The sequence below is a fragment of the Priestia sp. FSL H7-0729 genome (assembly GCF_038005685.1).
In the GTDB taxonomy this organism is placed as follows: domain Bacteria; phylum Bacillota; class Bacilli; order Paenibacillales; family Paenibacillaceae; genus Paenibacillus.
This window is the reverse complement of the sequence record NZ_JBBOTQ010000005.1, coordinates 317,389-343,460: the sequence shown is the minus strand read 5'-3', so window position 1 is coordinate 343,460 and position 26,072 is coordinate 317,389. Positions and strand designations below refer to the sequence as shown.

Sequence of the window (26,072 nt, the reverse complement as noted above, 5' to 3'; positions counted from 1 at the left end):
GTTGAATACATCGCCAGGTGGCTTATCTGTCCCGGTGATGTATTTTTCTATATTTGAATTCATGATAACAGAAAAAACCGTGATGGACGTCCGTCCACCACGGTTGAATAATGAAATCTATTATTGCTTTTTACTTAAAGATACATTTGCCGTTAACGTCTTGTCGATCGTCGTCCAGTTAACATAAGCACCGAGTATTTCATTAACAACAGTAACCGGAACTACGGTTTCCCCATTTAAAAGCTTTGGTACGTTACTATTAAACACCAGTTTATCGTTGATTGAATACACATCTGAACCAATTTGAGCACTTATATTTTTCGTACCTAATTTGATTTGCGTGGTACGCGTCTTATGATCCCATTTTACTGTGCCGCCCAATAGTTCCGAAATGGTTCGAATCGGTACGTAGAACTCATCATTATGAACAACCGGTTTGATTGTCGTACCCCCTACATTCATGGCAACGTCAACATATTCAAGGAAATCGGTCTTTCGAATGAGTCCATGAACGCCTTTTGTTCGGTCCACGACCTGAGATACTTCGTAATCCGTTGCGGCTGACAGGTACGCATAAGCTACACTTCTATCCATATCAAGCTTATCGGATAAGAATTGAATCGATTCACGTACTGATTCTTTCATAGCTTCATCCAGATCAGGGTCCAGTCCAATTGGAATCCAATAATCCTCCGTTTCAGCAAAGGGTTGCGTGAATTCTCCGCTGTGTGGTAGTGATGGATCACCTTTCTTTAATACCGTTAACCGAACTGTTCCCCTCAAGGAAGCTTCCAATGCAGTTAACGCTACTTCTCCATCCCCTTGAGCAAAGTGCGGATCTCCAGTATAGAATAGCCCGCCTTTAACTTGGATCGGATAATAAATAGTTGCACCAACACCCAACTCATTAATATCCATATTGCCTCCTGTTTCAATAGGTGGAATGGAACTCACAACCTCGCTAGTATTTGGTGCAACCCCCATCACACCTAGAAACGGGTTAATGGGGAAACGTACATTTTTGCCAGCTTTTGTTGGTAATACCCCATACCAGTTACCGTTGATTTCTTCTATCGGCGTAAATATAGATACATTATTATATAATTCCGGTTTTGTTGCGCTAGCTCCCTCTTGTGGGCCTGTGTTTTCTGGAAATTCGTTAGGAAGGGCACCTTTGCCATGGCGGTTAGAAATGACACCATATGGAACTCGCGTTTGCAACGAAAGGACTTCTACTTTAAGAACATCACCCGGCTCTGCTCCCTCAACCGCTACTGGCCCAGTGATAATATGAGGTCCGTCTTTTACAAAATCATGCTTAACCCCAGAAGCTGCAATTGCCTTCGCATCATCCAACACGCCATCGGATGAGATACCAAATTTGCCGAAGTACTCTCCTGGATTTCTCCCTTGATCCTCCATAAGTCCCTCATGCGATACCGTATCAAATGTTACAGCACTTCCTGAGGGTACAGTAAGAATCGGAGAGCTGTCTCGATTAGGCAGTGATCCCCAGCGAATGTTCTCAATCGCAGACGTTACATAATAATCACCTTCAACCTTCTCAAGGGTTGTTGGTTGCAGTGGCATACTAAAGCCCACGGAAGGTAGAGCAAATGTAAACATACTTAAAATCCCTACTGAAACCCCAAATTTCCTAATCGTTCGGTTAATAAACATAATGCTCCCCCTCTTTACTATGTAATGTTATCTAACACAAATAAACACTAACATAAAAATACATTTACAACAATATCATTTTTGTTAGAAAACATAACAATAAAAGGCTAGAATTCAAGAATAAACTTATAAAAATATAAAACAACGTTAATATATCTAACATATAAAAGCATGTAAAACTTAAATATATTTCCTAAACTTGATGAACATTCTTCAGAGATTTGAACAAACAAAATGAAGCAAGTTGGAGCGACTAGATCCGTTATGAGGGGAATGCGGTGGTTGCCCTTATTTTGTTATCTATTAAACGTGGTAAAAAAGGGTTTGGACCTGCTAAACTTATTGAGGGATACCCCTCGATCCATGAAGAAGAGGTGAACAACGATGACGGAGTCATATCATGGAATACATTCGAATTTGCAATTTCCAAGCAGCATCTTTAATATCGATCGCAAAGATGTTCCAGCATTTCTGTCTGCCCCAGACTTTAAGCAGCAGGAGACCATTGTAGAAAGACTGATTGGTTCAGAGTATGCACTTCATCTGATCCTCGCTGTAGAAGCTGCTAAGCAACTAGTAGCAGAATGGACTGAAGCATTACAGCAGTGGTCACCACCGCTTACGCCTGATCTGTCCATATGCTCAATTGACTGTTCTGTTGAATTCCTTCAAAATCCTGAGCGGCGACTGCTTCGCTTCTGGTTTTATTCCGAAGATGTTCCTGAGGACTGGAGAGAGGCTTCAGGTGCTGCTGATCACTAACAATCGTAGTTCACTTTATTTCAGGGGAATCTTTATTTCCAGCTCTTCAATATAATTTTTCATAGTCTTCCACTCGTCTCTGTCTACTTAGGCAACTCCGCCATAACAACGTTTCTTTTGCGCATACGCAGCACCTGATTACATTCGTTGGGCAGGATGCGAATCAGCCACGTTTTAAAATACCTACCCATTCACCATTCTCCCAGATGTAGACCAGTTCCTTACCTCTAATGAAACAGGATCTGCAAAAGAAAATGAGGAGAAGCATTCATGAGTCCATGAATCAGAATAATCACCCATATTTTACGATAGCGGGCCCACATATAACCAAGAAACAGACCCGTAACCCCATGATTTGCAATCACTGTTGCCACATCTATATCCCACTGACCATTTCCTTGAATGGCGATATGCCAAATGGACCATAGTATTGAAACTAGTAGTATGGCGGGCCATCTTCCAAGCAACGCCTCCAATCGGGTTTGCATCCATACTCGATAAAAAACTTCCTCCAATACGCTATTGATCACAAAACCAATCAACACCAAGAGAAGTAATTCTGTCGTATCGGTTCCTACAATTGCTCCTTCTGGTTGTGCAATTGGAGAATAGAACTTTAGATAACCCCACACCACAATAACGATTAGTGGTGCGATGACGTGTCTGTGGGTGCGAGGCTTTGCAGAGATATTATCTTGCTGTCCGCCAGTCATTTTTCGATAAATCAGTAATAAAATCAATGGGATTAACAATAATGTCGTCAACTTGAACGTCAAATAATATAGCTGGAAATGTAATCCTTGCGGGTCTATCGTTATCAGAGAAACCGTAAATAAAACGCCTGACAGCAATAATACAATGGATTGAACGACCAAGTGCTTTTTCTCCATTTGCTTGAAATAAAAGAGATCTTGACTTTTATAAGGAATAATACGGATTAGAACAATGCTAAGGAATGCCGGCAACATACTATGCCATATTGGAATCACTTCCTCACGATCAGCCGTGTACCTTATATTCAAGTTTCCGGTCCACACTAACCACAATTCAGCAGCAAATATCATGATCATGCATAATAAGCCGATTGCCTTTCCCCATGCTGGAAACATTACTTTGAATTGCTGATTCATTCCAATTCCCCTCCTTGAGTGCTATGTCGCCTTCGCTTCTTTTTTAATTCAATTGAGTTAAATAAACTCTAGCACATCTCATCTTCATCGTCTATTTATTTCAGTTGAGTTAAATAATATGATATTCTGTGTGTATGCCAAAAATCGTGGACCATGAGAAGATGAAGAATATTATTGCTGAAGCAACTTGGAAAATCATTAGTGAGCAAGGCATTCATCATGCAACGTCAAGAACAATTGCGAAGGAAGCCGGATTATCACAAGGAGCCTTAAGACATTATTTTCCCAAACAAGAGAGCCTGCTAGCATTTGCAATGGAGTTAGTTAAAGAAAAGGTACTTACTCGGCTAAGGAATCTGAATGCAAAAAAACTAGCGCCTCAAGAAAGAATTGTTGAATACTTGCTCGAGCTAGTACCTACGGATGAACAAACATTATTGGAAATGGAGGTTTGGTTTGCATTTGTAACCTATGGAAAGACGCAAAAAGGGTTCGATGCCAATTATGAGGACCTGCAGAGTGCAATCAGGAATTGCATTATGTACTTAAAAAATGAAGGTCTTCTGCGCACTACCGATGAAGAGAAGGAACACGAAAAGCTGTATGCCTTTATGAATGGGATGGCTCTCAATTTGTATCTAGAGCCGCATAAGATAAATCGAACACGAAGCAAAGAAATGATACAAGACTACATCTATTGGATTATACGTTAGAGGAATACCTGACGCGTAAACGGGGAGTTATGTCAGCTGGCACGTTCCAAGCAGAGTACACAGGCGAATCCGGTGAAGATCGGGGAAAAATAAAGACCAAAGAGCCCACGTCCTGCGCGGGCTTCTCTGTGCTTTCATTATATTCATGTACATTCTAGATACTTACATTAGCCCACTTCTGTCACGTTCAGATTTAGCTTATGTTTTTGGCATACTTCGTAAAAATCTTTTGAAACGATGGGTTTGAATATATTGATATAATCCAGCATAAAAAATTCATGTTCGCCAATTCGCTCTTCATGAAGGCAGATCCGAGATACAACTTTGACGATCTTACGTGGAGGCTGTTGTACAGATGCAGCAATGACCGCTTTGCGCCCATATTCCGAACGTTCATAATCGAAAACATCCAGACGATCAAGCTGATGTGCAGTCCAATAGGTTTCTTCCACCGTACGACCGTCATGGTAACATACCGTTGTCGGAATAAACTGTGTGTTTGTATTCGTTTCCTCCAACAGCTTTTTAAAACGATCTGATACATGTCTTGTTCCTGTGATCGTCTCAAAATAATCTACATTCAGGTTGCGCACCGAAGGCACTAACTCAACCTCTGCAGTCGTCCCCTCTGGCAATGGATTCTCTACCGCCACATAATTCATATCTAATTGGGGAGTAAAAATCGTTCCACCACTAATAAACCCTCTGCGTGGATATTGAGATTCCAGAAAATAGTATTTCAAAGAACGATGTCTCCTTTCCGAATGAAGTGCTTTTCATCCATTGTACTGTTTAAGAGGTTTAAGTTTCGATTAGGAGGGAATACAAAAAAATCCAAGTGTCTTAATTGATGTCAACAAAGAGTCAACTTGCATACAAAATAGGGGGCGGATCACTCACTAAAGTGAGTACCCGCCCCCTTGCTTTAATATACATATGAATATACAGACCTTAAGCAACACTATAACAGATCGAAAAGAAACAGTCTATATTTTTGGAAAAATGTTCTATATATTTAGATTGCTGGCCGGCAAAATACAGATGAAACGGAGCATAAATCAATGATTTTCAACAATCATCTTACTCGTGAAGAATTACAAGATTATGTGTACAATGTATTTGGAGCCAGTTACCTTATAACACAATGCGCAAGAATTCACGGAGGCGCACAAAAAGTCATTTACAAAATGGATTGCACGAATGGTTTTACTTGTATGTTGTACGTTTGGGATATTTCCAGCAACTATTTTCAGGAAGAGATCGTGAATGAACCCACTTTTCACAGTTCATATGGTAGCGAACTTTTCTCTTTGAATACTCGCTTTTTTGCACAACATGGAATTCGAACACCGAACTTGTATGATCTGAATACCGATAGAGACCGGCACCCTTATGATTTTGCTCTTGTTGAATATGTAGATGGGCAGAAAGCCGAAGCTTATTTCCAGCATAAAAATCACAACGATCGGGATGAGTTATTTCACCGGATCAGGGATATGTTGTCTACTATGCATAACCTCCAAAGAAATGTTTATGGAAACGCCAACGATAACAGCAAAAAGGCTGGGCCTTGCTCTCATATTCAGCGCTTGGATGCCGAAACAGCCTTATCCTATGCATCCAAGCACATGACAGATATAAGGAAAAATGACGAAAGGCTGCTTGAGAAACTTTACGAATTGGAAGCAGCCATTCAACCCAGAGATCTCTATAGTTTCATTCATGGAGAGCTAGGGCCGGATCATATATGGATAGATCATGCGATGCAACCATGCCTTATTGATATTGATGGTGCAGGATTTTTCGATCTCGAACATGAGCATAGCTTTCTGGAGATTCGCTTTGGAGACTTTTATCATCACTTGAGAAATTACGATCTCGACCCGGAGCGGATGATATTTTATCGATTTTGCCATCATTTGTCCTTAATATCAGGAGGACTGAGACTGCTTCACAGACAATTCCCCGATCAGCAATTCGCCAGGGATCTCGTAGAGTATCATGCCAGATGTGCAGTTCAGATGCTCAAGCAATAATAACCACAAACATATATATGGATATAAGTCTGGAAGGAGATTTGAGCATGGAATTGATTTACGAAGATGAAAGACTTGCCGTGAGCGTTATTCAAGCCATTCATACTGGAGATATTCCATCGTTACATCAATTGCTGGCTGAGCACCCTGGATTGGCAAAGATAAGAATATTGGAAAAAAAGCCTGACAACATAAATTCAGACTCTAACATCTCTCGAACGTTGCTGCACGTGGTCACAGATTGGCCGGGGCACTTCCCTCATGGAGCGGATGCCGTGCGAGTATTGACCAAGTTCGGTGCGGAAGTGAATGCTCCTTTTGTCGGTGCACATATCGAGACACCTTTGCATTGGGCTGCAAGCTCCAATGACGTTCAAGTGCTCGATGCCCTTCTTGATGCTGGAGCAGACATTGAAGCGCCAGGCGCGGTAATCGCAGGTGGTACACCACTGGACGATGCTATTGCTTTCGCACAATGGGATGCAGCACAACGCTTGGTTGAGCGCGGGGCGACCTTTGCCCTATGGCATGCGGCCGCCCTTGGAAATATTCACGCCATACAAGAACACTTCAAAGGAGCCAAACTCCCTGAAAATTATCCTTGGGGAACAAGCATCTCCCCTTCTCCTCCCGATTCAGTAACCGTTGCCTTCTGGTGTGCTTGTCATGGAGGTCAAAGAGAATCAGCAGAATACCTTCTTGACCGAGGCGCCGAACTGAACTGGATAGCTACCTGGGATGGAATGACTCCACTGGACACGGCCAAACGACATTCATGGGTTGAACTGATTCCCTGGCTTGAGAATCAAGGTGCCAAATCTGCTGGCGAGATTCACAATTAGATGAATGACTGGAAAGGAAAAGCCCGCGATCTTTGCGGGCTTTTTTTGCGCGTGCTTATAACCGAAACGTTTACCGCAAAATCGATATTTCGAAGTTGGATGGGTTTTCCTCTATCTCCTCATCTACTTTGCCGTAGAGCTTTTCCATATGCATCACATGCCCTGCTCCCCAGTCGCTCATTATCTGGAGCACAGGTTTCATGAGCTGTCCGTACTCCGTAATCGAGTATTCGACCTTAGGCGGAATTTGCGGATACACTTCCCGACGCACAAAATTGTGAGAAGATCGGCGTGGATATCTTTTTTATCGTTCTTGTGTTGATCATAACCATTGGTAGACTGTTTTTTAGAAAGATTAGGCGTGCAAGTCTGTTTCCAACCTGTCTTAAAAAACAATAAAGTATAGTAGCATTTCTAGCTATCCTATTACAGGGTAATCACGTATAAACAGGGACCCCTCGTTATATTTGTAAGGGTCCCTGTTTAAGAACTTGCTATATAAATTTCCGTTAAGTGATTGTAAGCCCACCGCTTGCATAACCGGCCACGGTTGTAGCCACATCAATTCCGGCTGTTACGGATGCTGAGAAGACCATCAGCAGGCGGTCACCTGCCGATACCGGAATACTCAGTCCCGTAGTTAACCCGCTGGATATTGTCCCCAGTGCCAAAACCCCGGTAAGTGCAGGAGCCAAAGTTACCAATGCACCCGGTACAGCTGTAAAGGAGTTATTAGGTGTAGTGGAACGGAATAATTGTGCAGTTATCGTTACTGTAGATCCCACCAAGCTAAGTCCGGCAGTCGTGCTGAAATAAGCGGCCAATGAAGTAATCGTTCCTGAACGTGATGCCGAGAACGCAAAGTTAAGCAAGGTACCCGCAGCGCCAGTGAGATCAATAATTCCTCCGGTAACACTTACTCCTGTAGCATTGTTACCAAAACCAACTAAACTGGAAGTATTCAAAAGTCCACCCAATACCGTAGTCAACGCAACCGGAAGTCCTGATGCATACGGAATAATTGCTCCAGAACCTGTCGCTCCCGTAGCCCCAGTTACACCTGCTGTGCCTGTTGCTCCCGTTACCCCGGTTACACCTGCTGTGCCCGTTGCTCCCGTTGCCCCGGTTACACCTGCTGTGCCCGTTGCTCCCGTTGCCCCGGTTACACCTGCTGTGCCTGTCGCTCCCGTTACTCCGGTTGTACCTGCTGTGCCTGTCGCTCCCGTTACTCCGGTTGTACCCGCTGTGCCTGTTGCTCCCGTTACTCCAGTTGTACCTGCTGTACCTGTCGCACCCGTAGCCCCGGTTACACCTGCTGTCCCCGTTGCTCCCGTTGCCCCGGTTACACCTGCTGTGCCTGTTGCTCCTGTAGCTCCGGTTACACCTGTCGTGCCTGTTGCTCCAGTTGCCCCGCTGCCTGTCGCCCCCGTTGCTCCGGTTGCCCCCGTTGTGCCTGCTGCTCCTGTAGCCCCGGTTACACCTGCTGTACCTGTCGCTCCTGTAGCCCCGGTTACACCTGCCGTGCCTGTTGCTCCAGTTGCCCCGCTGCCTGTCGCTCCGGTTGCCCCCGTTGTACCTGCTGTGCCTGTAGCTCCGGTTGCCCCCGTTGTACCTGCTGTGCCTGTAGCTCCGGTTACACCTGTCGTGCCTGTCGCTCCAGTTGCCCCGCTGCCTGTCGCCCCCGTTGCTCCGGTTGCCCCCGTTGTGCCTGCTGCTCCTGTAGCTCCGGTTGCACCTGTGGCTCCCGTGATACCTGGGATTTCACCCAGCAATTCGGAAGAAACCAAACGATGGGCTGTTACCAATGAGCCTGTACTGCTCTTACCCCATACAGATACTTGAATAGGATCATTAACCATGGTTGTTGTTGCGAAAGTAAACTCGAAGGCGTCCAGATTCGCAAAATAATTGTTGGTTATTACTTGATTCGGTGCGATGTCAAAAGACTCACTGACATACAAAACCCTTAAGCCACCGCTCATATAATACCCTTGTATCTGCACGGTTGATACTGTCACATCACTACGATTATCTATTCTTACTGTAACTGTTTGAGTCGGTCTTACACCGCCAACCGCATTATTTTCTATCGGCCCTGTTGATAAAAAGCTCATCGCTCCATCTCCTCTTTTGGTTATTTCTGCTCTGCTAGTTGTTATGAACTGTTTTTTCGTGCTCCACCACCCGGTGGGCATCAACCAATTGCCCGGACGATTGCTTGCCCCACACTGAAATTCCCACTTCGTCCACACTTTCTGGTGCTGTTACAAAAACAAACTCGAAAGCATCTAAATTCGCAAAATAATTTCGGGTCACTGCTTCATTAGGGGCAATACTGATCACTTCATTCACATACAGCGTTCTTGTTGTACTTAACACATAACCCTGAATGGATACTGTTACAGAGTCCACATTAGCCCGACTTGTCAATCTAATCGTTACCTGTTGTGTCGGTCTAATCCCGGAAACCGGATTGTTTTCTATCGGCCCAGTTGATAAAATAGACATTTTTCCCATCCCACCTTTTATGAAACCTTATACTCTAGCAGTATTTGGCATAAGCTCACTCAATAGTAGTATTCAAACACTAAATCGACGGTGTGGACAAAACACATGCGGCAATTGCACCATTATTACTAACCAGACCGTTATGAATAACCGGAAAAGCCCGCACCATATGGCGCGAGCTTGTTTCGAATATACTTACAATAACCCCTTTCAAAGCTTATCTAGCAATCATCTCAGGAAAATCATTCAGCATCATCACTTCATAATTTTATCTGGTCTCGATAAAAGTGACTTTTCCGCTAATGCTCTTGTTCATCCTCTACTAAAAAATAGAAAAAGATTGTATTATCTTTAAATTGTGATATGATATCGTCAAGTTAATAAACATTTAAAAGAAAATATGAAAAATAATTACATTTTAAAGTGGCCAAATGTCTTTCTTCGCCAAATTTCAGTCTTCTCCCCCATTTTATTGAAAGCGATTACAAAAAGAAACCTGACAGATTATAGCTTTTCTCCTCACATACTCAGATGAGGCTTACTTCGGGTTCTAGCCACTCCCCTTCACGCCGTGACTAAATACGCGGTGCACAGGTCGTCTGGCTTATACCATACATGACAACATGAAGACTTACCTAGCTGCCAACCTAATAACTATTCAAAAAGGGGGTGACATGAGGGACAACTCTTCATTTTTTCGACATTTCATCATCTCAGCTATTCTGAATTTCGGTTCACCACTAATCCAATCTCATGGAGGCGAAACGTATGATTCGTAAACCGCTAGTTATGTTGTTGTCGTGTCTGCTCATCTTTGTCACACTGCCCGTTGAATCAAGCCATGCGGCCAATGCAGCCGTTGCCAAACTTCCTGGAAACGCCAACCCCCTCGTTGATCATAAACTTGGAGCCGACCCTTACGTGCTTGTCCATAACAATCGGGTCTATGTCTACATGACAGGTGATGCATATCTGTACAACAGTGACGGCTCTGTCAGAGAGAACCAGTACAGCACCATCGGGAAAATTAACGTCATCTCTTCAGCTGACATGGTGAACTGGACAGACCATGGTTCCGTCCCTGTAGCGGGTGCGAATAATGCCAATAATGGACAAGGTATTGCCAAATGGGCTACCCAATCCTGGGCTCCTGCCATGGCGAAGAAAACTATTGCTGGCAAAGAGAAATTTTTCCTGTATTTTGCCAACTCGGGCGGAGGTATTGGGGTACTCACAGCGGATTCCCCCATCGGTCCTTGGTCCGACCCAATCGGACGTGCCCTCTTGACGCACGGAACACCAGGTATGTCAGGTGTAACCTGGCTCTTTGATCCGGCTGTACTTGTCGATGATGATGGCTCTGCTTATTTGTATGCTGGAGGAGGCATTCCGAACGATACCAATGCTGCTTCCATTGCCAATCCCAAAACCGCTCGGGTCATTCGTCTTGGTGCCGACATGACTAGCGTGGCGGGCAGTGCCGTTACGATTGATTCTCCTTATATGTTCGAAGATTCGGGCATTCATAAGTATAACGGCAAATATTACTACTCCTACTGCATCAACTTCGCGGGAACACATCCCACGGCATATCCAAAAGGTGAGATCGGATACATGGTTAGCGACAGCCCGATGGGGCCTTTCACGTATAAAGGACACTTTCTGAAAAATCCAGGCACGTTCTTCGGCGTAGGCGGCAATAACCACCATGCCGTGTTCCAATTCAACAACGAATGGTATGTGGCATACCATGCACAAACAGTAAGTAAGGCATTCCTCGGGGATGGCAAAGGGTACCGTTCCACACATATCAACAAACTGACACATAATGCGGATGGAACAATCCAAGAGGTTCAGGGAAACATGACTGGTGTATCCCAAACGACCAACCTCAACCCGTATGTCCGGGTGGAAGCGGAAACCATTGGCTGGCAAGCAGGCATTAACACCGAGCCGAGTCAAGCGAGCGGTGGACCTGTATCCAATCAGAATGTCACTAATATTCATAATGGGGATTGGATCGCAGTCGGCAATGTTGATTTTGGCTCAGCTGGAGCCTCCAAATTCAAGGCTAACGTCGCTTCTACCGGAAATGGCAACATCGAGATTCGACTGGACAGTCCGACAGGTCCTCTGGCTGGAACACTTAACGTAAGCTCAACCGGCGGTTCACAGACTTGGCGGGAGCTGGAGACGAATGTTACCAACGCGACAGGTGTACACCGGTTATATCTGGTGTTTACAGGCGCAGGTAACGGAAATCTATTCAATCTGGATTATTGGCAGTTCACATCCGGTTCGGGTGGCAACCCTAACCCAAATCCCAATCCAAACGTTACCCGTTACGAAGCAGAGAATATGACACTTGGCGGCCAATATGCAGGTGTAATCAGTTCCCCATTTAATGGAGCCGCTCTTTACGCGAACAATGATTATGCAGCATACAATCAATATTTTGCATTCCCAACCCATCAATTCTCTGTCCGCGGTGCTTCCAACAATAATAATACAGCCCGTGTTGATCTGGTCATCGGGGGTGTAACCGCAGGCTCATTCTACTTCACCGGAACGGAGCCAACCGTTCAAACGCTTACCGGCATCACTCATGCTACAGGCAATCAGGAAATCAAGCTGGTAGTAACAACGGATAATGGCACTTGGGATGCTTACATTGATTATCTGGAGTACTCGCTTTAATTCATAGGACATGATCGATCGGGAGGATAGAATATGTGGAAAAAACTGAGTACTCTTCTGCTCGCTCTTCCTTTGCTTCTGGCATCATTCCCATTGACAAGCCCGGCTGCTTCCGCAGCAACGTTTAGCAATCCGGTGATTTATGCGGATGTTCCTGACAGTGATGTCATCCGGGTGGGCAATGCCTTTTATATGACCAGCACAACGATGCATATGAATCCGGGTGTACCTGTGATGAAGTCTTATGATCTGGTCAACTGGAGCATCGTAAACTATGTTTACGATACGCTTGGAAACGGCGATATACAGAATCTGAACAACGGACAAAACGAATATGGACGTGGTTCCTGGGCGAGTAGCTTGCGGTACAACAACGGTGTTTATTATGTGGCTTTTGGCTCGCTTTCCACCGGCAAGACGTATATTTACCAAACGAGCAATATTGAAACAGGGCCATGGACACCTTACACCTTGAACAGTTATTACCATGACCCCTCCCTCTTGTTTGACGGGAATCGAACCTTTCTTGTTCACGGCAGTGACAACATCAGTATCGTTGAGCTGACACCTGATGCCAAGTCCGTCAAGTCCGGCGGGCTCAATCAGGTCCTGATTCCCAACGCGAGCAGTGTAGCTGGCTCCAACATGATTGTGAAGGCAGAAGGAGCACACATTCAGAAGATCAATGGCATGTACTATGTATTCCTGATTGCCTGGCCATCGGGTGATGGTCGCATTCAGCTTGCTTATCGTGCAAACACATTGACAGGGCCATACACAGGTAAAGTTGTACTCAGAGACTCGGGCATTGCGCAAGGAGGCATCGTGGATACCGCATCCGGTGCATGGTACGGATTGCTGTTTCGGGATAGCGGGGCCATTGGACGCATCCCTTATCTCGTTCCGGTGACGTGGTCGGATAATTGGCCTGTGTTTGGGGTGAACGGGAAGGTTCCCCTGAACATGAATATGCCCGTTGAAGGTCAGCCTGCTGCCAAAATCTACGGGTCCGATGAGTTCAACGCAACCACATCAGGTACACCCTTAGTATCGCAACTGTTAGTGAACGGCGGCTTTGAGGATAGCACCCTTCAGCCGTGGACCAGCAACAATACGGCAACCATCAACTTAACGAATGGCGAAGCGTTTAGCGGTACCAAAAGCTTGCTCGTCAGCGGCAGACAGCAGACAGCAGGCGGTGCCAAACAGATGGTGACAGGCAAGCTAGTACCGGGAGAAACGTACTCTTTTTCGGCAAAAATTAAATACACAACTGGTCCTGCAACCAAAACGTTCAATCTTAGCATCCAGAACGGTGCAAGTTACACCGGAATTTCCATTATGGGCAGTGCGACACTAGCCCGCGGACAATGGGGCACCCTTCAAGGTACGTATACCGTTCCGTCGAATGCAGACCTGTCCCAAAGCTTTATTTTTGTGGAAACACCGTATAACTCGAATCCGGACCCGACCAATGATCTGATGGCGTTTTATGTGGATGATGTCTCCCTGACGAGCAATTCATCTACCGGTACATCTAAGCTAGCCCCATTCTGGCAGTGGAATCATAACCCTGATGCTGCTAACTGGTCCCTACTCCAGCGGCCCGGTTTCATGCGGTTAACTGCAGGCAAAATCAGCAAAAACCTGTTGGAAGCCCGCAACACGCTGACACAACGAACCTTTGGTCCAAAAAGTACAGGCATTACCGCTTTGGATACAGCAGGCATGAAGGATGGTGACTATGCCGGATTTGCTGCTTTTCAGGCCAGATATGGTTTTGTTGGGGTAAAAATGACAGGCAGCACCAAATCCATCATTATGGCTAATGCCAGTTCCGGCACCATGACCGAAGTAGCAACTGTGCCATTAAACCAGAACAGAATCTATCTCCGCGTCATCTGTGATTTTACGAACCAGACAGACAAGGCCTACTTTGCTTATAGTCTGGATGGTAGCAACTGGACAACCATTGGCAATACACTTCAAATGTCTTACACCCTGCCACACTTTATGGGATACCGGTTTGCACTATTCAATTATGCAACGAAGGCTACCGGAGGATATGCAGATTTCGATTATTTCCGCGTAGAATAAATGTAGTTTTATTCGGTTATTAATTTTTCGGTTATTGATCAGGACCTGGAACTCCATCCTGTGTGGAGGCAGGTCCTTTTCAACATACTTCTTATGAAGAATTTTACCTTGTTAACTTCAAAAATCCCGAAACTGTTTTATATAACGCACGTATCCTTCAGCACTTCGGTTAATCTCTTCAGCGGTTGCCTGGAACGAGGCACCATAGACTGCATAATGCGGCAATGCCTGAGCCCCTACATGATTCATGCTTGCTATGAAAGGGGCAACAAGTTCCTCAACGCTGTATCCGATAGGACCATCCTGCGCATAGTTTTCCTGCTTATCCCCTATGGACATCGCTAGCCCCATGCGCTTTCCCTTCAATTGATTTCCTTTCGATCCGTACGCCCATCCATGGGTGAACACATCATCAAACCATTTTTTCAGCAACGGTGGATAACTGTACCAATAGAACGGGAACTGCAACATAATATGATCATGCGTCTCCAGCAGCTCTTGTTCTCGGGATTCATCAATCTTCCCATCGGGATAGGTCGTGTATAATTCGTGAAGAGCAATATCATCTGTATACCGTAACAACTCCTCCTTCCAGCGACGATTGACTCTTGAACTTTCTATATCGGGATGTGCCAGAATAACAAGTGTTTTCATTATGGCGTTACCGCCAACACCATCGTGGATGTCATGTGTACTTGGGGAAGGGACAATATCGCTCTCAGACAGCAGCGGGGCGAAGATGTTGTATTGTTGGAGAACAACCAGCCCGAGTCTTGATTTCACAGTTGCACATCCCCCATACATTATGTAGGACATATGTCTCTTTTTCCACGAAAACGTTTAAAAAACCTTTATATTCCAGACCAAATGATCGATATACAAATTGGGGCACCTGAATATCCCGTGTTGAGCATTGGATTCACATCTCACAAATGCAACACGGGAGAACAGAATGATACATACGGTAGCCAGTATAGGAAAAAGATAAGCTCTATCTGGTGAGATGGAAAGGGCTAACAAAGGAGAGTCATATGAAGGTAAGAACGAGTCAAAGAGGAAAAACACGCCACATCTACATCAACTTGCTGTTATCAGTTCTGTTGTTGATTAGCAGCATCCCGCTGTGGCCGGTCTCAAAAGTGAACGCCGCAGATGAGGAACATCATCTGTTATCCCTGAACCGGCCTGTGTACAGTTCCTCATCTCTGGGGGGCAATACGGCAGATCATGTGGTTGACGGCAACAAAAACAGCCGCTGGGAAAGCATATGGCAGCAAGATCCGCAATGGATCTATGTTGACTTAGGTGCGGTAGCCTCCATCTCGGGCATCTCCATCCAGTGGGAAAATGCGTATGCTTCCGCCTTTGATCTGGAAGTATCCAACGACGAGGTCAACTGGCAGTCTGTTTACTCGACAATGAAGGGGCAAGGCGGCCTGACCGAAATTGAGGTCACAGCGGAGGCACGATATGTGCGCTTGTTCAGTCATCAAAGAGCACAGCAAGCCTATGGCATCTCTCTATACGAATTCAATGTATACGGGACGGGCGGAGCAAATCCACCTCCCAAACCAGTAGCCATGAACCTTGCACTTGGACAACCGGTTACCGCGTCTTCGGAAGAAATTGATGAGCCCAGCCGTTCAGCCGAGGATAAATCAAAAATGGAAAAAAAGAATTACGAAGCTCGGAATGTAACGGATGGCAATCCGGATACACGCTGGTCTTCCATCTACAAGGATCAGGAATGGATTGTTGTAGACCTTGGATTGATCCGGGAAATAGGGAACGTATCCCTGCAATGGGAGAACGCTTTCGGACGTGCATATGATATTCAAGTATCCAATGATGCACAGCAATGGACTACATTGTACCGGGAACTGCACAGCGACGGTGGACGGGATGAAATTCCGGTATACGCAGAAGCAAGGTATGTGAAATTGGCCGGACTTGGCAGAGGAACAACCAACGGATACTCCCTGTACGCATTTGATGTCTACGAGTATATCGAAGGCGATGCCAAACCTGTGCATACCATTCCGAATATCCCTGAACCGTCCTCGGTACAGGTGGGTTCCGGCAGTTACGCTGTAAATGACATCACGATGCTGCAGCCGAAAAATCCGAAAAATCGTACGGCTGATATTACGGCTCCCCTCCCTTCCAATGACTGGTGGCAGTCCATTCTTGTATCCGATCTGGGGGATGGGAACAGTCTGGTCACACTCCCGCTCAAAAGCAGATATACCAAACAAGGACTTCAACTTCTGAATCCCGGAGCTGGTTACGTTTCGGCTGATGGCGGTTCTATGGACGCTGACGGGGAACCGGATCTGATCATGACCACCAGCAATATGAATCCGGTGGAGGTCAATACCAAGGTGGCGGGATATGGGGATTATTCCGCAACGATCATCATGAGCGACGATGACACGGCCAAAATGAACACCACGTTTGTGAAGGGTTCCCCTTTCCTGTACAACACCTTCGATAACCCGGATACCATTATTGTTCGTTCGCCGAACATCACACGTCTCTTCGATGATCAGAACCGTGAAATTGTTCTGAAGGATGGAGAATCACTAACGGCCGATCATATCGGCGTTGAAATAACCAATCAGGACAGAGCGCCCACGCCTCAGACCTTTACAAGAAACTACGGGATCTTTGCACCTGAAGGAACCGTATTTATGAAACTTGGCAATACGCTCAAGATCAAGCTTGGCCAAAGCGAAAACTATCTGTCACTGGCTACCCTGCCGTCCGCGGCAGAGCTGCCTTATTATTACCAGCATGCCTACGCCTTTGTTACCGATACACAAGTGGACTACAATTATAACGAGAGCACTTCACTGGTAACGACTACCTTCAACTCGGTAACCCAGACGAAGCGGGCAGGCTATTCCTCCGAGACACTCATGGCCTTGTTCCCGCACCAATGGAAACTGGCGACTACTCCGGTAACGGAGCTTGCTTACCCTTCCATTCGCGGCATGATGAAAGTAAGTGAAGGCAATTCGTTTACGACACAGGATCGATTCTACGGCATTATCCCACAATTTGTGGAGGCGGATGATCCAACCTACTCGCGTGCACAATTAATCAGCTATCTGGATCAGCTTGACGCGGATACGGCAGGCAATCTGATGAGCGAGGATCCTTACTGGCAAGGGAAAAAGCTTCATCCGCTTGCGCTGGGTGTGCTCATCAGCGACCAGATCGGAGATACGGCAAGGCGAGACCACTATCTGTCCCTGCTTCGAACCATTTTGACAGATTGGTATACTTATTCGCCGGATGAACCTTTGCATTCGTATTATTTTTATTATTCAGATGAATGGGGAACCATTTTCCCTTACGGTAGCGGATTTGGTGTTAATACCGGATTGACAGATCATCATTTTACCTACGGCTATTATGTGTTTGCATCGGCTGTGCTGGCCACATATGACCAGACATTCTTGCAAGATTATGGCGACATGGTTGAGCTTCTGATTCGCGACTACGCCAATCCTTCACGGACAGATGATCAGTTTCCAAGGCTTCGCAATTTCGATGCGTACGCAGGTCACTCCTGGGCAGGTGGTTACGCCGATAATCGCAGCGGGAATAACCAGGAGGCCGCAGGTGAAGCCCTCTTTAGTTGGGTCGGCCAATATATGTGGGGTGAGGTGACAGGCAACAAAGCCTATCGCGACACCGGGATCTGGGGTTTCGTAACCGAAGAGAAGGCTGCCGAGCAATACTGGTTTAACTATGACGGGGATAACTGGCTGGAGGACTACCAACATGCTACGGTAGGTCATGTCTACGGCAGCGCCTACCTGTATGGAACGTACTTCTCGAATGAGGCCGAGCACATTTATGGTATTCACTGGCTGCCGCCAGCGGAATGGATGACTTATTATGGACGTGATCCGCAGAATACTAAGGCTCTCTACAATGGTCTCATCAAGGATCTGGGCGGTCAGCAGGAGCGCACATGGCAGCACATTATCTGGCCGTTCCAGTCCATTGGAGACCCGCAAGGTGCTCTAGCCAAATGGAATACGAGCGAGATGCAGCAAAATGAAGTCTTTAACGCGTACTGGTTCATGCACAGCATGGCTTCTACGGGAACACGCACGATGGAAATATGGGCGGATGATCCAGCAGCAACCGTGTACGAAAAAGACGGCGTCTATACAGCGCAAATCTGGAATCCGTCCGACACTGTCAAAACAGTGCACTTCTACAATGCCAATGGCGCTTTGGGTTCGGCTGCCGTTTATGCCAAAGCGCAAGTAAAGGTTAACCCGCTGGAACATTCCGTTGTTAAACAGCCGGATGCCTCTCAGGGTGTAGTCTATCTCGATCGGAGCCAATGGACCATTACGGCATCCTCCAGTTCAGAGCCGGTAGAGCGCATGGTCGACGGTGATCTGACTACACGCTGGTCATCCGGACAGCTTCAGAAGCCCGGCGATTGGCTGCATATCGATCTGGGGAGCGAACAGTCTCTGGATACGGTATTCATGAACTCCGGCAACAACGGCGGTGATTATGCTCACGGGTACGAAATCTACGTATCCAAAGATAACGAGAACTGGAGCCAGCCTATCGCAGAGAGCGCTGGAACATCTCCAAGTCTATCCGTGGAATTGGGCATGCAAACCGCCCGTTATGTCAAGATTGTACTGACTTCCTCTGCAGACAGCTGGTGGTCGATCTCTGAACTCAAGCTTGCCCGATTTGGCAAACTTGAAGCAACACCGGAGTTCCCACAGCCCGCACCGCTTCCAGATCGCTCTTCATGGATCGTAACCGCCTCCTCTACTCAAGGAGCCGATGTGACAGCCAATATGCTGGATGGACGTTCAGATACCCTATGGACCAATGGGAGGAAACAAATCGAAGGACAATGGATTACCATTGACCTCGGCCAAAAGAGTTCTTTCGATGCCATAGAATTGGACCCGGGTCATGCGAAAGAAGACTATCCGAGACAGTATCGGATTTATGTCTCGGATGACGGCGAACACTGGGGCACGTCCATTGCAGGCGGCGAAGGCAAGCCTGGACGCATGTCCATCACCTTCCCTGAACAACAGGCACGTTATGTGAAGGTGGTACAGATCGGGGATTCCGATCAATGGTGGTCTATCTCCGAGTTGTTTATTCATCATAATGGGACGGGCAAACAAAAGCGGTTGCTGCCAGACGGCTGGTCCGTGATCACTTCCACCGGAGACGATGCAGCGGCTATACGCGACGGCTCGGACCAAACACGCTGGACCTCCGGCCAGACTCAAACAGGCGGCGAATGGATTCAGATTGATCTGGGAGCCTCGCAGCCAGTGAATCGGATTGTGCTGGACAGCGCGCACAGCCGGGAAGACTTTGCTCGCGGTTATGAAGTATATACTTCCCTGGATGGAGAGCAATGGGGAGAAGCCCTCGCTTCGGGTGAAGGATCAGATCCGCTGGTTTCCATCCCCTTTGCATCGCATGAAGCACGTTATATTAAGGTCGTACAGACGGGTACTGATTCTCATTGGTGGTCCGTGGCTGAATTAGAGGTCTATACCGCTGATCAGACACCCTGGATATCCGGGGAACAGGATCATCTGCTACCTGCTGAACTGGATCGAACATCATGGACAGCGACTGCCTCCACCTCTGAAGATGTTGTGGCGATGCTGGACGACGATCTGAATTCACGCTGGACCTCTTCATCTGGTCAACATGCCGGTCAATGGGTCCAGATTGATCTGGGAAGCAAACAGAACTTCAGCCGCTTGACCATGGATTCGGGCAGCAGCAGTAACGATTATGCTCGCAGTTTCCAGTTCTTCACTTCTGATGATGGCGAGCACTGGAATGGAGTTACGGAAGTCCTGGGAACAGGACCCGCCATTTCACATACGTTCTCCAAACAAACGGCGCGATACATCAAACTGGTATTGACCGCGGACACTCCCGAGTGGTGGTGGTCCATTGCCGAGTTAAAACTTTACCATTAATGTCATCACGATCTGTTCAACCACCTCTCTCCCGTCCCTGCGGGACAGGGGTGGTTTTTCATTGCCAAGGATGAAGCATACCTCATTCAAACTTCATGTTTCATATATCATCTCTGTAGTAAGATATAGATTAATATAAATTCACTACATTCTATTCAACAAGGAGGGTTCCGTATGAAAAATATGATTGTTTTCGGTGCAAGCAAAGGATTGGGCGATGCCTTCGTCCGGGGTGTGCCACAGTCCGGTGATAAAGTCTGGGTGGTCTCCCGTAGTAAGCCGGAAAGTCTGACCATTGAGGATGGCGTCCAACGAATATGGATTCAGGCCGATCTTTCCGAGCTTCAGGCCGCAGAGCATATTGCCAGCCAGCTTCAAGGCGAGACGTTGGATGTGCTTATATACAACGTGGGGATCTGGGAAAAGGAAGGATTTGAAGAGCACTATACGTTTGATCGGGATGAACCCGCAGATATCAGTCAGCTGATCCATGTGAATGTGACTTCAACGATTGTATGTATACAGGCTTTACTGCCTCATCTTCGCCAGTCAGAGGCAGGCAAAATCATCCTGATCGGTTCAACAGCCGGTTTGAGCAATGCAGGCAACAGCCAGGTTTCATTTGTCGCCTCCAAATTTGCCATACGGGGTGTTACGGAAGCTCTAAGAGAGCATACGAGAGAAGATCGCATCGCGGTGACATGTATCAACCCGGGAGAACTGGCGGGAGAAATTCCTTATGAAGACGGAATCGAGCGTGCACTTGCCGAGTATGATGGGACCCGCATTCCCTTACAGGATATGGTCGCCATCGTTCGATGTATTATCAGCTTGTCCAAAGCGGCCTGCGTGAAAGAGATCAACATACCCGCATTAACGGATACGAACACTTAGATAGTAATGACATCGGCCCACCTCAATCGGTGCGTTCACCTGAATTCGCTCTGTTACATACGCTGGACAGAAGCCCGTTTACATTAATACATGCGACAAATGTGCAATACCTATGGAATTCATACGTTCATGCTCAGGGATATTTTCATATAACAAATGAGACTTTCCTGCCTTGGCCAGGTGATCACGCATAGCTGCAATCCGTCCTTTATTAACATCAATATAACGAAAATCGATTTGGCGCAAGTGCTCCAGCCCGGTCAGTCCAGCAAAAGAATCCGCCTTGAGCGCCGTATTAATCTCTTTTAGTTCAATAGACTCCAAAGCGCCGGCTGTCCATAGATGTTCGGTATCTCGTAACGATTTCATATAGTCCAGTTCGAGCTGTCTGAGAAAGGACATATGGGAAAAGTCACATAACCGCTCCAGCTTGGGCAAGGACAGATGCAGATATTCCAGCCCGTGCATCTGTTCGATTCCCTGAACACTCGTCAGCTTGCGAACAGAGCTTAGCTTCAACATCGAGATGGTTGACTCTGTCAATACATCCAGTCCCCCTTTTAACTCACCATGATCCAGGGACAGATATTGAAGCATAGGAAGTTTCGCCAACACATCGAGCGTTTCAATGGAGCAGTTCAGAATTATCGTATTGAGACTTAGGCATGTTGCAATTGAAGCAAGATCTTTGAATTTGCCGCGGAGTTCAAGATAGGTTAATTGGTTATAGTGTTTAATAAAATCGAGGCGGGTTGCCTTTGCAGGTGAATTCAATCTTAGAAACTGCATTTGCTCCATGGCGCCCAAGATCGTCAGGTCTTGCGCCTGAAGTAGATCAAGCTCATGCTTCAACTGACCAAGTCGCCCCAGAAATCCCGATGAATATGCTGCTGTAGGGTCCGCATTCGATATGTGAAGAATCAGATCGGGCCTGGCAGCGAACACGTTGGTATCCAGTGCGGCAAGATCCTCGAATGTATCCGCACCAACGCGAAAATGAACCGTCCCCCTGCGACGCAAGAGGTTCACCGCCTGGTCCATTTTTTCGGCATTCCATGGAATGCCTTGTATCGAAGCGTGCCATGTCTCACTCATAGATATTCCTCCTTTTTCTCCATGCTGATCATCCCATTCCATTTCATTCCATTATAAACAACATCGTCTGGATGAACCACCAACAATCCCCGTCCTTTCTATTCCTTTCATCTCTTCGTTCCTCCCTTTCATCCTTCCCATTCATTTCACCCTGGTCCTTCTTTTTATTCTCAATATCATTCGACATAAATCTACACAAAACTATAATTCATACCGACATATAACTTAGGACTTTCAAGCTATTATTAAACATCTGGGGAGATGGAATATGTCGAACATGTTGAACAAGTGGGGAAAAACGGGAGCAAGGACATCCAGTATAGCAAATACGTTGTCTATTGTGCTGCTGGTTATTATCGTAGTTGTCTTTAGCGTACTGGGGACATTTATGTTTACAAGCACACGAAACATTCTGATTAAACAGCAGGAATCCATGCTCCAGACCAAGACACAAGCTATTGTTAGTGAATTTGATGCGTTATTCAAGGAAAAGGGCGCGCTGGTCAAACAAATGTCCACCAACACATTATTTAAGCAATACATAGAAACAACAGCATCTGCTGCAGATGCGGCGAGTTCAACCTATGCTGCGGAAACACAGTCAACACTGGCCGCTATCGTTAAGGCAGAGCCTTCGTTTGCCGATGCCTGGGTCGGGGGTCTGGATGGAAAAGGATTCTGGATTCAAAATGATGGTGTCGTATCTGCACCGGACTTTGAAATTCAGTCTCGTCCATACTATAAGCCCGTTATCGATGCAGACGGACTTTATTTCTCCGATCCATACATTGATATTGCAGCAGGCGATGTACTTATGGGTATCTTTTATCCCATCAAAGACGACAACAACAACATGATCGGATTCGCCGCAGCGGATATTGCATTCAAGGATATTCCAGCCATCATGGAGAGTTATTCCCTTGGTAGCACGGGTTATTCCATGCTGTTGTCCAAGAGCGGAGAAATTCTGTACCATCCCGATCAAGAGAAGGTGCTGAAGGAGAACATCCTCGACAGTACGGGGGACATGGGGGAAATCGGTAAGAAAATGCTTGCCGGTGAGAACGGCGTACAACTTATGAACGACAATGGGGAACGTCGTTATATCGGCTACGCTACGAGCGAGGATACGGGATGGTCCGTTGGTCTGACCATATCCGAAGAAGAAGTTCTCGCGGAATTAAAAACATTCACATGGATTACGCTTGGCGGTTTTGCTGCAGCCACCCTTCTGCTTGTGATTATCTGTTACATTACCCTTCGCCGTCTGTTACGCTCCATCCCGCAATTGCTGGCCAAGATCAAGCAGATTGAACAAGGTGACCTGACTGTCAAACTGGATATCAAGTCTACTAATGAGATTGGACAGATTGCCACAGGCTTGAATTCCATGGTACAGAAAATTCAGAGCATGCTGCAAATGGTCGGTAGCTCGGCGCAGGTTCTGAACCAGTCGTCGAATGATCTGCAAGCCATCTCTTCACGAACGGCTGTGACCATGAATGACACATCGACAGCTATTAACGAGATAGCCAATGCAACAAATTATCAGTCCATCGAAACAGAAAATATTTTACGCAAAACAGGCTCGTTATCCAGCCAGATCGATGAAATTGCTACTGATGCGCAGGCTATGGAAAAAGTTGTGCAGACATCTGCCGATCAGAGTAGCCAGGGGCTTTCGGTCGTGGAACAATTATCGAAATGGTCCGAGGAGAATCATCAGTCCACCCAAGCGGTGTCCTCTATTATTCAGGAGATTGATCTGAGCCGGAATGAAATATCCAGTTTTGTGGACACGGTCAAACAGATTGCCTCTCAGACGAACCTGCTCGCACTGAATGCTTCCATTGAGGCTGCACGTGCTGGCGAACATGGAAGAGGATTTGCCGTCGTTGCCGAAGAGGTCCGCAAACTGGCCGAACAGACAGCTCAGGCAACTGAGGAAATTAACAAAAAAGTGAATGTGATTGAGGAGAAAACAACTCTGTCAGTCGAACATACCATGCGCGGTATGAAGATTGCGGAGGAGAATGCCAAATCCGTAGAAGATACCAAGCAGGTATTCTTCAGTATTAACCAAGACCTGAAAGATCTGCAGCAGCGTATGATACAGATTACCAGCAACACTGCCAATGTGCACAAACACAAAGACGAGATATTCCAGGCACTGGAGATCATTTCTTCCACCACAGAGGAGAACTCGGCATCTACGGAAGAAGTAAGCGCCAGCACGCAGGAGCAGCTGGATAGTATCGAACAAGTAGCGGATCTGTCAAAACAGTTAAACCAGCTCTCTGGTAAACTGCAAGACGAACTGAGCCAGTTTAAAGTGGAGTCATGATTTACAAGCTTCCCTCTGCTCTTCTCTTTTAGTCGCTGTCCATTTATTATTAATGAATATGTGTACGAAGAGGATTGGAGGCTGAATCATCATCATGAACTTTGCTAAACGAATGGATCATTTCAATGAAGGAATCTTCACCCGGTTGCTGGAGATCAAGCGCCGCAGACTGGAGAACGGCCAGCCCGTAATTGATCTCAGTGTGGGTACGCCGAATATCCCACCTGCACAGCATATTATAACTGCACTATGCGAGGCCGCAGCTGATCCGGCTAATTATATATATGCAGTGAATGATCAGACTGAGTTGCTGCAAGCTGCAAGCGATTGGTACAAGCAGCGCTATCAGGTCGAATTGGACCCGGCAACACAAATCTGTTCCTTGCTCGGTTCACAGGAAGGGCTTGCACATATATCCCTGTCCATTGTAGATGAAGGTGAACTGGTGCTGGTCCCTGACCCTTGTTATCCCGTTTTCGCAGATGGACCACTACTGGCAGGTGCAGAACTGTATTATATGCCGCAAAAAGAAGAAAACGGATATGTTATTCAGCTTCAAGATATTCCGGAAGATATCGCTCATCGAGCAAAATTCATGCTGATATCCTATCCCAACAATCCGACAACAGCGATGGCACCGGATCAGTTCTATCTCGACCTGATTGCCTTTGCCAAGAAATATGATATTATCGTGCTTCACGATAATGCGTACAGTGAACTCGTATTTGATGGAAAGTCTTGCGGAAGCTTCCTCGCGTTCCCTGGCGCCATGGACGTTGGTGTGGAATTCAATTCCTTATCCAAGACCTATGGCCTGGCCGGAGCTCGAATCGGCTTCTGTGTGGGCAATACAACCCTGGTTTCCATGCTGAAAAAGCTAAAATCCAATATGGATTACGGGATGTTTCTGCCGATCCAAAAAGCAGCAATTGCTGCCATTACCGGAGATCAATCCGAGGTTGAACGGGTCAGAGCGATATATGAACAGCGTCGAGACATCCTCTGTGAGGGCTTCAGCCAACTCGGTTGGCCTATTGCCAAACCGGAAGCAACCATGTTTGTCTGGAGCCGCATTCCGGCTCACTACGACAGTTCGGAGCGATTTGCCATGGATCTGATCACACATGCGGGTGTCATTGCAACCCCAGGCAGTGCCTTTGGTCCTTCAGGCGAAGGTTACGTTCGATTCGCGCTTGTTCAGGATGTTGAAGTATTGCAGCAAGCTGTGGAATCCGTCGATCACAGCGGGATTTTGAAATCCAGCTAACGGAA

General features: G+C 46.5%; 18 protein-coding genes. 10 read left to right on the top strand and 8 right to left on the bottom strand.

Features of this window, described 5'->3' with window-relative positions; translation table 11 throughout:
- Nucleotides 1-120 precede the first annotated feature (120 nt).
- A complete protein-coding gene (locus MHH93_RS14750; RefSeq protein ID WP_500054647.1) occupies nucleotides 121-1,680 on the bottom strand; it encodes an acetamidase/formamidase family protein in 1,560 nt (519 codons plus the stop codon).
- Nucleotides 1,681-2,064: 384 nt separating this feature from the next.
- Between MHH93_RS14750 and MHH93_RS14745 the strand changes: the two genes are divergently transcribed.
- On the top strand, nucleotides 2,065-2,442 hold the full coding sequence (locus MHH93_RS14745) for a hypothetical protein (RefSeq protein ID WP_500054646.1): 378 nt from the start codon (nucleotides 2,065-2,067) through the stop codon (nucleotides 2,440-2,442).
- 227 nt (nucleotides 2,443-2,669) lie between these two features.
- On the opposite strand, the gene MHH93_RS14740 is transcribed toward MHH93_RS14745, so the two are convergent.
- On the bottom strand, nucleotides 2,670-3,572 hold the full coding sequence (locus MHH93_RS14740; RefSeq protein ID WP_500054645.1) for a CPBP family intramembrane glutamic endopeptidase: 903 nt from the start codon (nucleotides 3,570-3,572) through the stop codon (nucleotides 2,670-2,672).
- A gap of 134 nt (nucleotides 3,573-3,706) precedes the next feature.
- Between MHH93_RS14740 and MHH93_RS14735 the strand changes: the two genes are divergently transcribed.
- Nucleotides 3,707-4,285 carry a TetR/AcrR family transcriptional regulator gene (locus MHH93_RS14735; RefSeq protein WP_500054644.1) on the top strand — a complete coding sequence of 193 codons (579 nt, stop codon included), beginning with the start codon at nucleotides 3,707-3,709 and terminating at the stop codon, nucleotides 4,283-4,285.
- 167 nt (nucleotides 4,286-4,452) lie between these two features.
- On the opposite strand, the gene MHH93_RS14730 is transcribed toward MHH93_RS14735, so the two are convergent.
- A complete protein-coding gene (locus tag MHH93_RS14730; RefSeq protein WP_500054643.1) occupies nucleotides 4,453-5,028 on the bottom strand; it encodes an imm11 family protein in 576 nt (191 codons plus the stop codon).
- Between the two features lie 318 nt (nucleotides 5,029-5,346).
- Between MHH93_RS14730 and MHH93_RS14725 the strand changes: the two genes are divergently transcribed.
- Nucleotides 5,347-6,321 carry a phosphotransferase gene (locus MHH93_RS14725; protein WP_500054642.1) on the top strand — a complete coding sequence of 325 codons (975 nt, stop codon included), beginning with the start codon at nucleotides 5,347-5,349 and terminating at the stop codon, nucleotides 6,319-6,321.
- Nucleotides 6,322-6,368: 47 nt separating this feature from the next.
- On the top strand, nucleotides 6,369-7,163 hold the full coding sequence (locus MHH93_RS14720) for an ankyrin repeat domain-containing protein (RefSeq protein WP_500054641.1): 795 nt from the start codon (nucleotides 6,369-6,371) through the stop codon (nucleotides 7,161-7,163).
- A gap of 70 nt (nucleotides 7,164-7,233) precedes the next feature.
- Here the strand turns inward: MHH93_RS14720 and MHH93_RS14715 are convergent, their stop codons facing one another.
- The 3 genes from MHH93_RS14715 to MHH93_RS14705 all read right to left on the bottom strand — a co-directional run bounded on the left by MHH93_RS14715 (nucleotide 7,234) and on the right by MHH93_RS14705 (nucleotide 9,671).
- Complete coding sequence (locus MHH93_RS14715; protein WP_500054640.1) at nucleotides 7,234-7,434, bottom strand: winged helix-turn-helix transcriptional regulator; 201 nt, start codon at nucleotides 7,432-7,434, stop codon at nucleotides 7,234-7,236.
- A 238-nt stretch (nucleotides 7,435-7,672) separates the two neighbouring features.
- Nucleotides 7,673-9,277: an exosporium glycoprotein BclB-related protein gene (locus MHH93_RS14710; RefSeq protein WP_500054639.1), complete on the bottom strand. Its 1,605-nt coding sequence runs from the start codon at nucleotides 9,275-9,277 to the stop codon at nucleotides 7,673-7,675.
- A gap of 34 nt (nucleotides 9,278-9,311) precedes the next feature.
- The gene (locus MHH93_RS14705) at nucleotides 9,312-9,671 is read right to left on the bottom strand and encodes a hypothetical protein (RefSeq protein ID WP_500054638.1); all 360 of its coding nucleotides are present in this window, start codon (nucleotides 9,669-9,671) and stop codon (nucleotides 9,312-9,314) included.
- A gap of 768 nt (nucleotides 9,672-10,439) precedes the next feature.
- Between MHH93_RS14705 and MHH93_RS14700 the strand changes: the two genes are divergently transcribed.
- Together MHH93_RS14700 and MHH93_RS14695 are read left to right on the top strand one after the other, a co-directional pair.
- Nucleotides 10,440-12,368 carry a carbohydrate-binding protein gene (locus tag MHH93_RS14700; RefSeq protein ID WP_500054637.1) on the top strand — a complete coding sequence of 643 codons (1,929 nt, stop codon included), beginning with the start codon at nucleotides 10,440-10,442 and terminating at the stop codon, nucleotides 12,366-12,368.
- 33 nt (nucleotides 12,369-12,401) lie between these two features.
- Nucleotides 12,402-14,465, top strand: a complete 2,064-nt coding sequence (locus tag MHH93_RS14695; RefSeq protein WP_500054636.1) for a beta-xylosidase family glycoside hydrolase — start codon at nucleotides 12,402-12,404, stop codon at nucleotides 14,463-14,465.
- Nucleotides 14,466-14,582: 117 nt separating this feature from the next.
- On the opposite strand, the gene MHH93_RS14690 is transcribed toward MHH93_RS14695, so the two are convergent.
- Entirely contained in the window at nucleotides 14,583-15,119 is a 537-nt protein-coding gene (locus MHH93_RS14690; RefSeq protein WP_500054724.1) for an NAD(P)H-dependent oxidoreductase, read from the bottom strand.
- 377 nt (nucleotides 15,120-15,496) lie between these two features.
- Here MHH93_RS14690 and MHH93_RS14685 point away from each other — a divergent pair, with 377 nt between their 5' ends.
- Both MHH93_RS14685 and MHH93_RS14680 read left to right on the top strand, forming a co-directional pair.
- Nucleotides 15,497-20,467 (top strand): discoidin domain-containing protein, encoded by a 4,971-nt coding sequence (locus tag MHH93_RS14685; RefSeq protein WP_500054635.1) that lies wholly within the window; start codon nucleotides 15,497-15,499, stop codon nucleotides 20,465-20,467.
- Nucleotides 20,468-20,641: 174 nt separating this feature from the next.
- On the top strand, nucleotides 20,642-21,361 hold the full coding sequence (locus MHH93_RS14680; protein ID WP_500054634.1) for an SDR family oxidoreductase: 720 nt from the start codon (nucleotides 20,642-20,644) through the stop codon (nucleotides 21,359-21,361).
- Nucleotides 21,362-21,439: 78 nt separating this feature from the next.
- Here MHH93_RS14680 and MHH93_RS14675 read toward each other — a convergent pair whose 3' ends face one another.
- Nucleotides 21,440-22,456, bottom strand: a complete 1,017-nt coding sequence (locus MHH93_RS14675) for a hypothetical protein (protein WP_500054633.1) — start codon at nucleotides 22,454-22,456, stop codon at nucleotides 21,440-21,442.
- A 268-nt stretch (nucleotides 22,457-22,724) separates the two neighbouring features.
- On the opposite strand from MHH93_RS14675, the gene MHH93_RS14670 reads away from it, so the two are divergent.
- Both MHH93_RS14670 and MHH93_RS14665 read left to right on the top strand, forming a co-directional pair.
- The gene (locus MHH93_RS14670) at nucleotides 22,725-24,800 is read left to right on the top strand and encodes a methyl-accepting chemotaxis protein (RefSeq protein WP_500054632.1); all 2,076 of its coding nucleotides are present in this window, start codon (nucleotides 22,725-22,727) and stop codon (nucleotides 24,798-24,800) included.
- Between the two features lie 94 nt (nucleotides 24,801-24,894).
- On the top strand, nucleotides 24,895-26,067 hold the full coding sequence (locus tag MHH93_RS14665; protein ID WP_500054631.1) for an aminotransferase class I/II-fold pyridoxal phosphate-dependent enzyme: 1,173 nt from the start codon (nucleotides 24,895-24,897) through the stop codon (nucleotides 26,065-26,067).
- Nucleotides 26,068-26,072 lie beyond the last annotated feature (5 nt).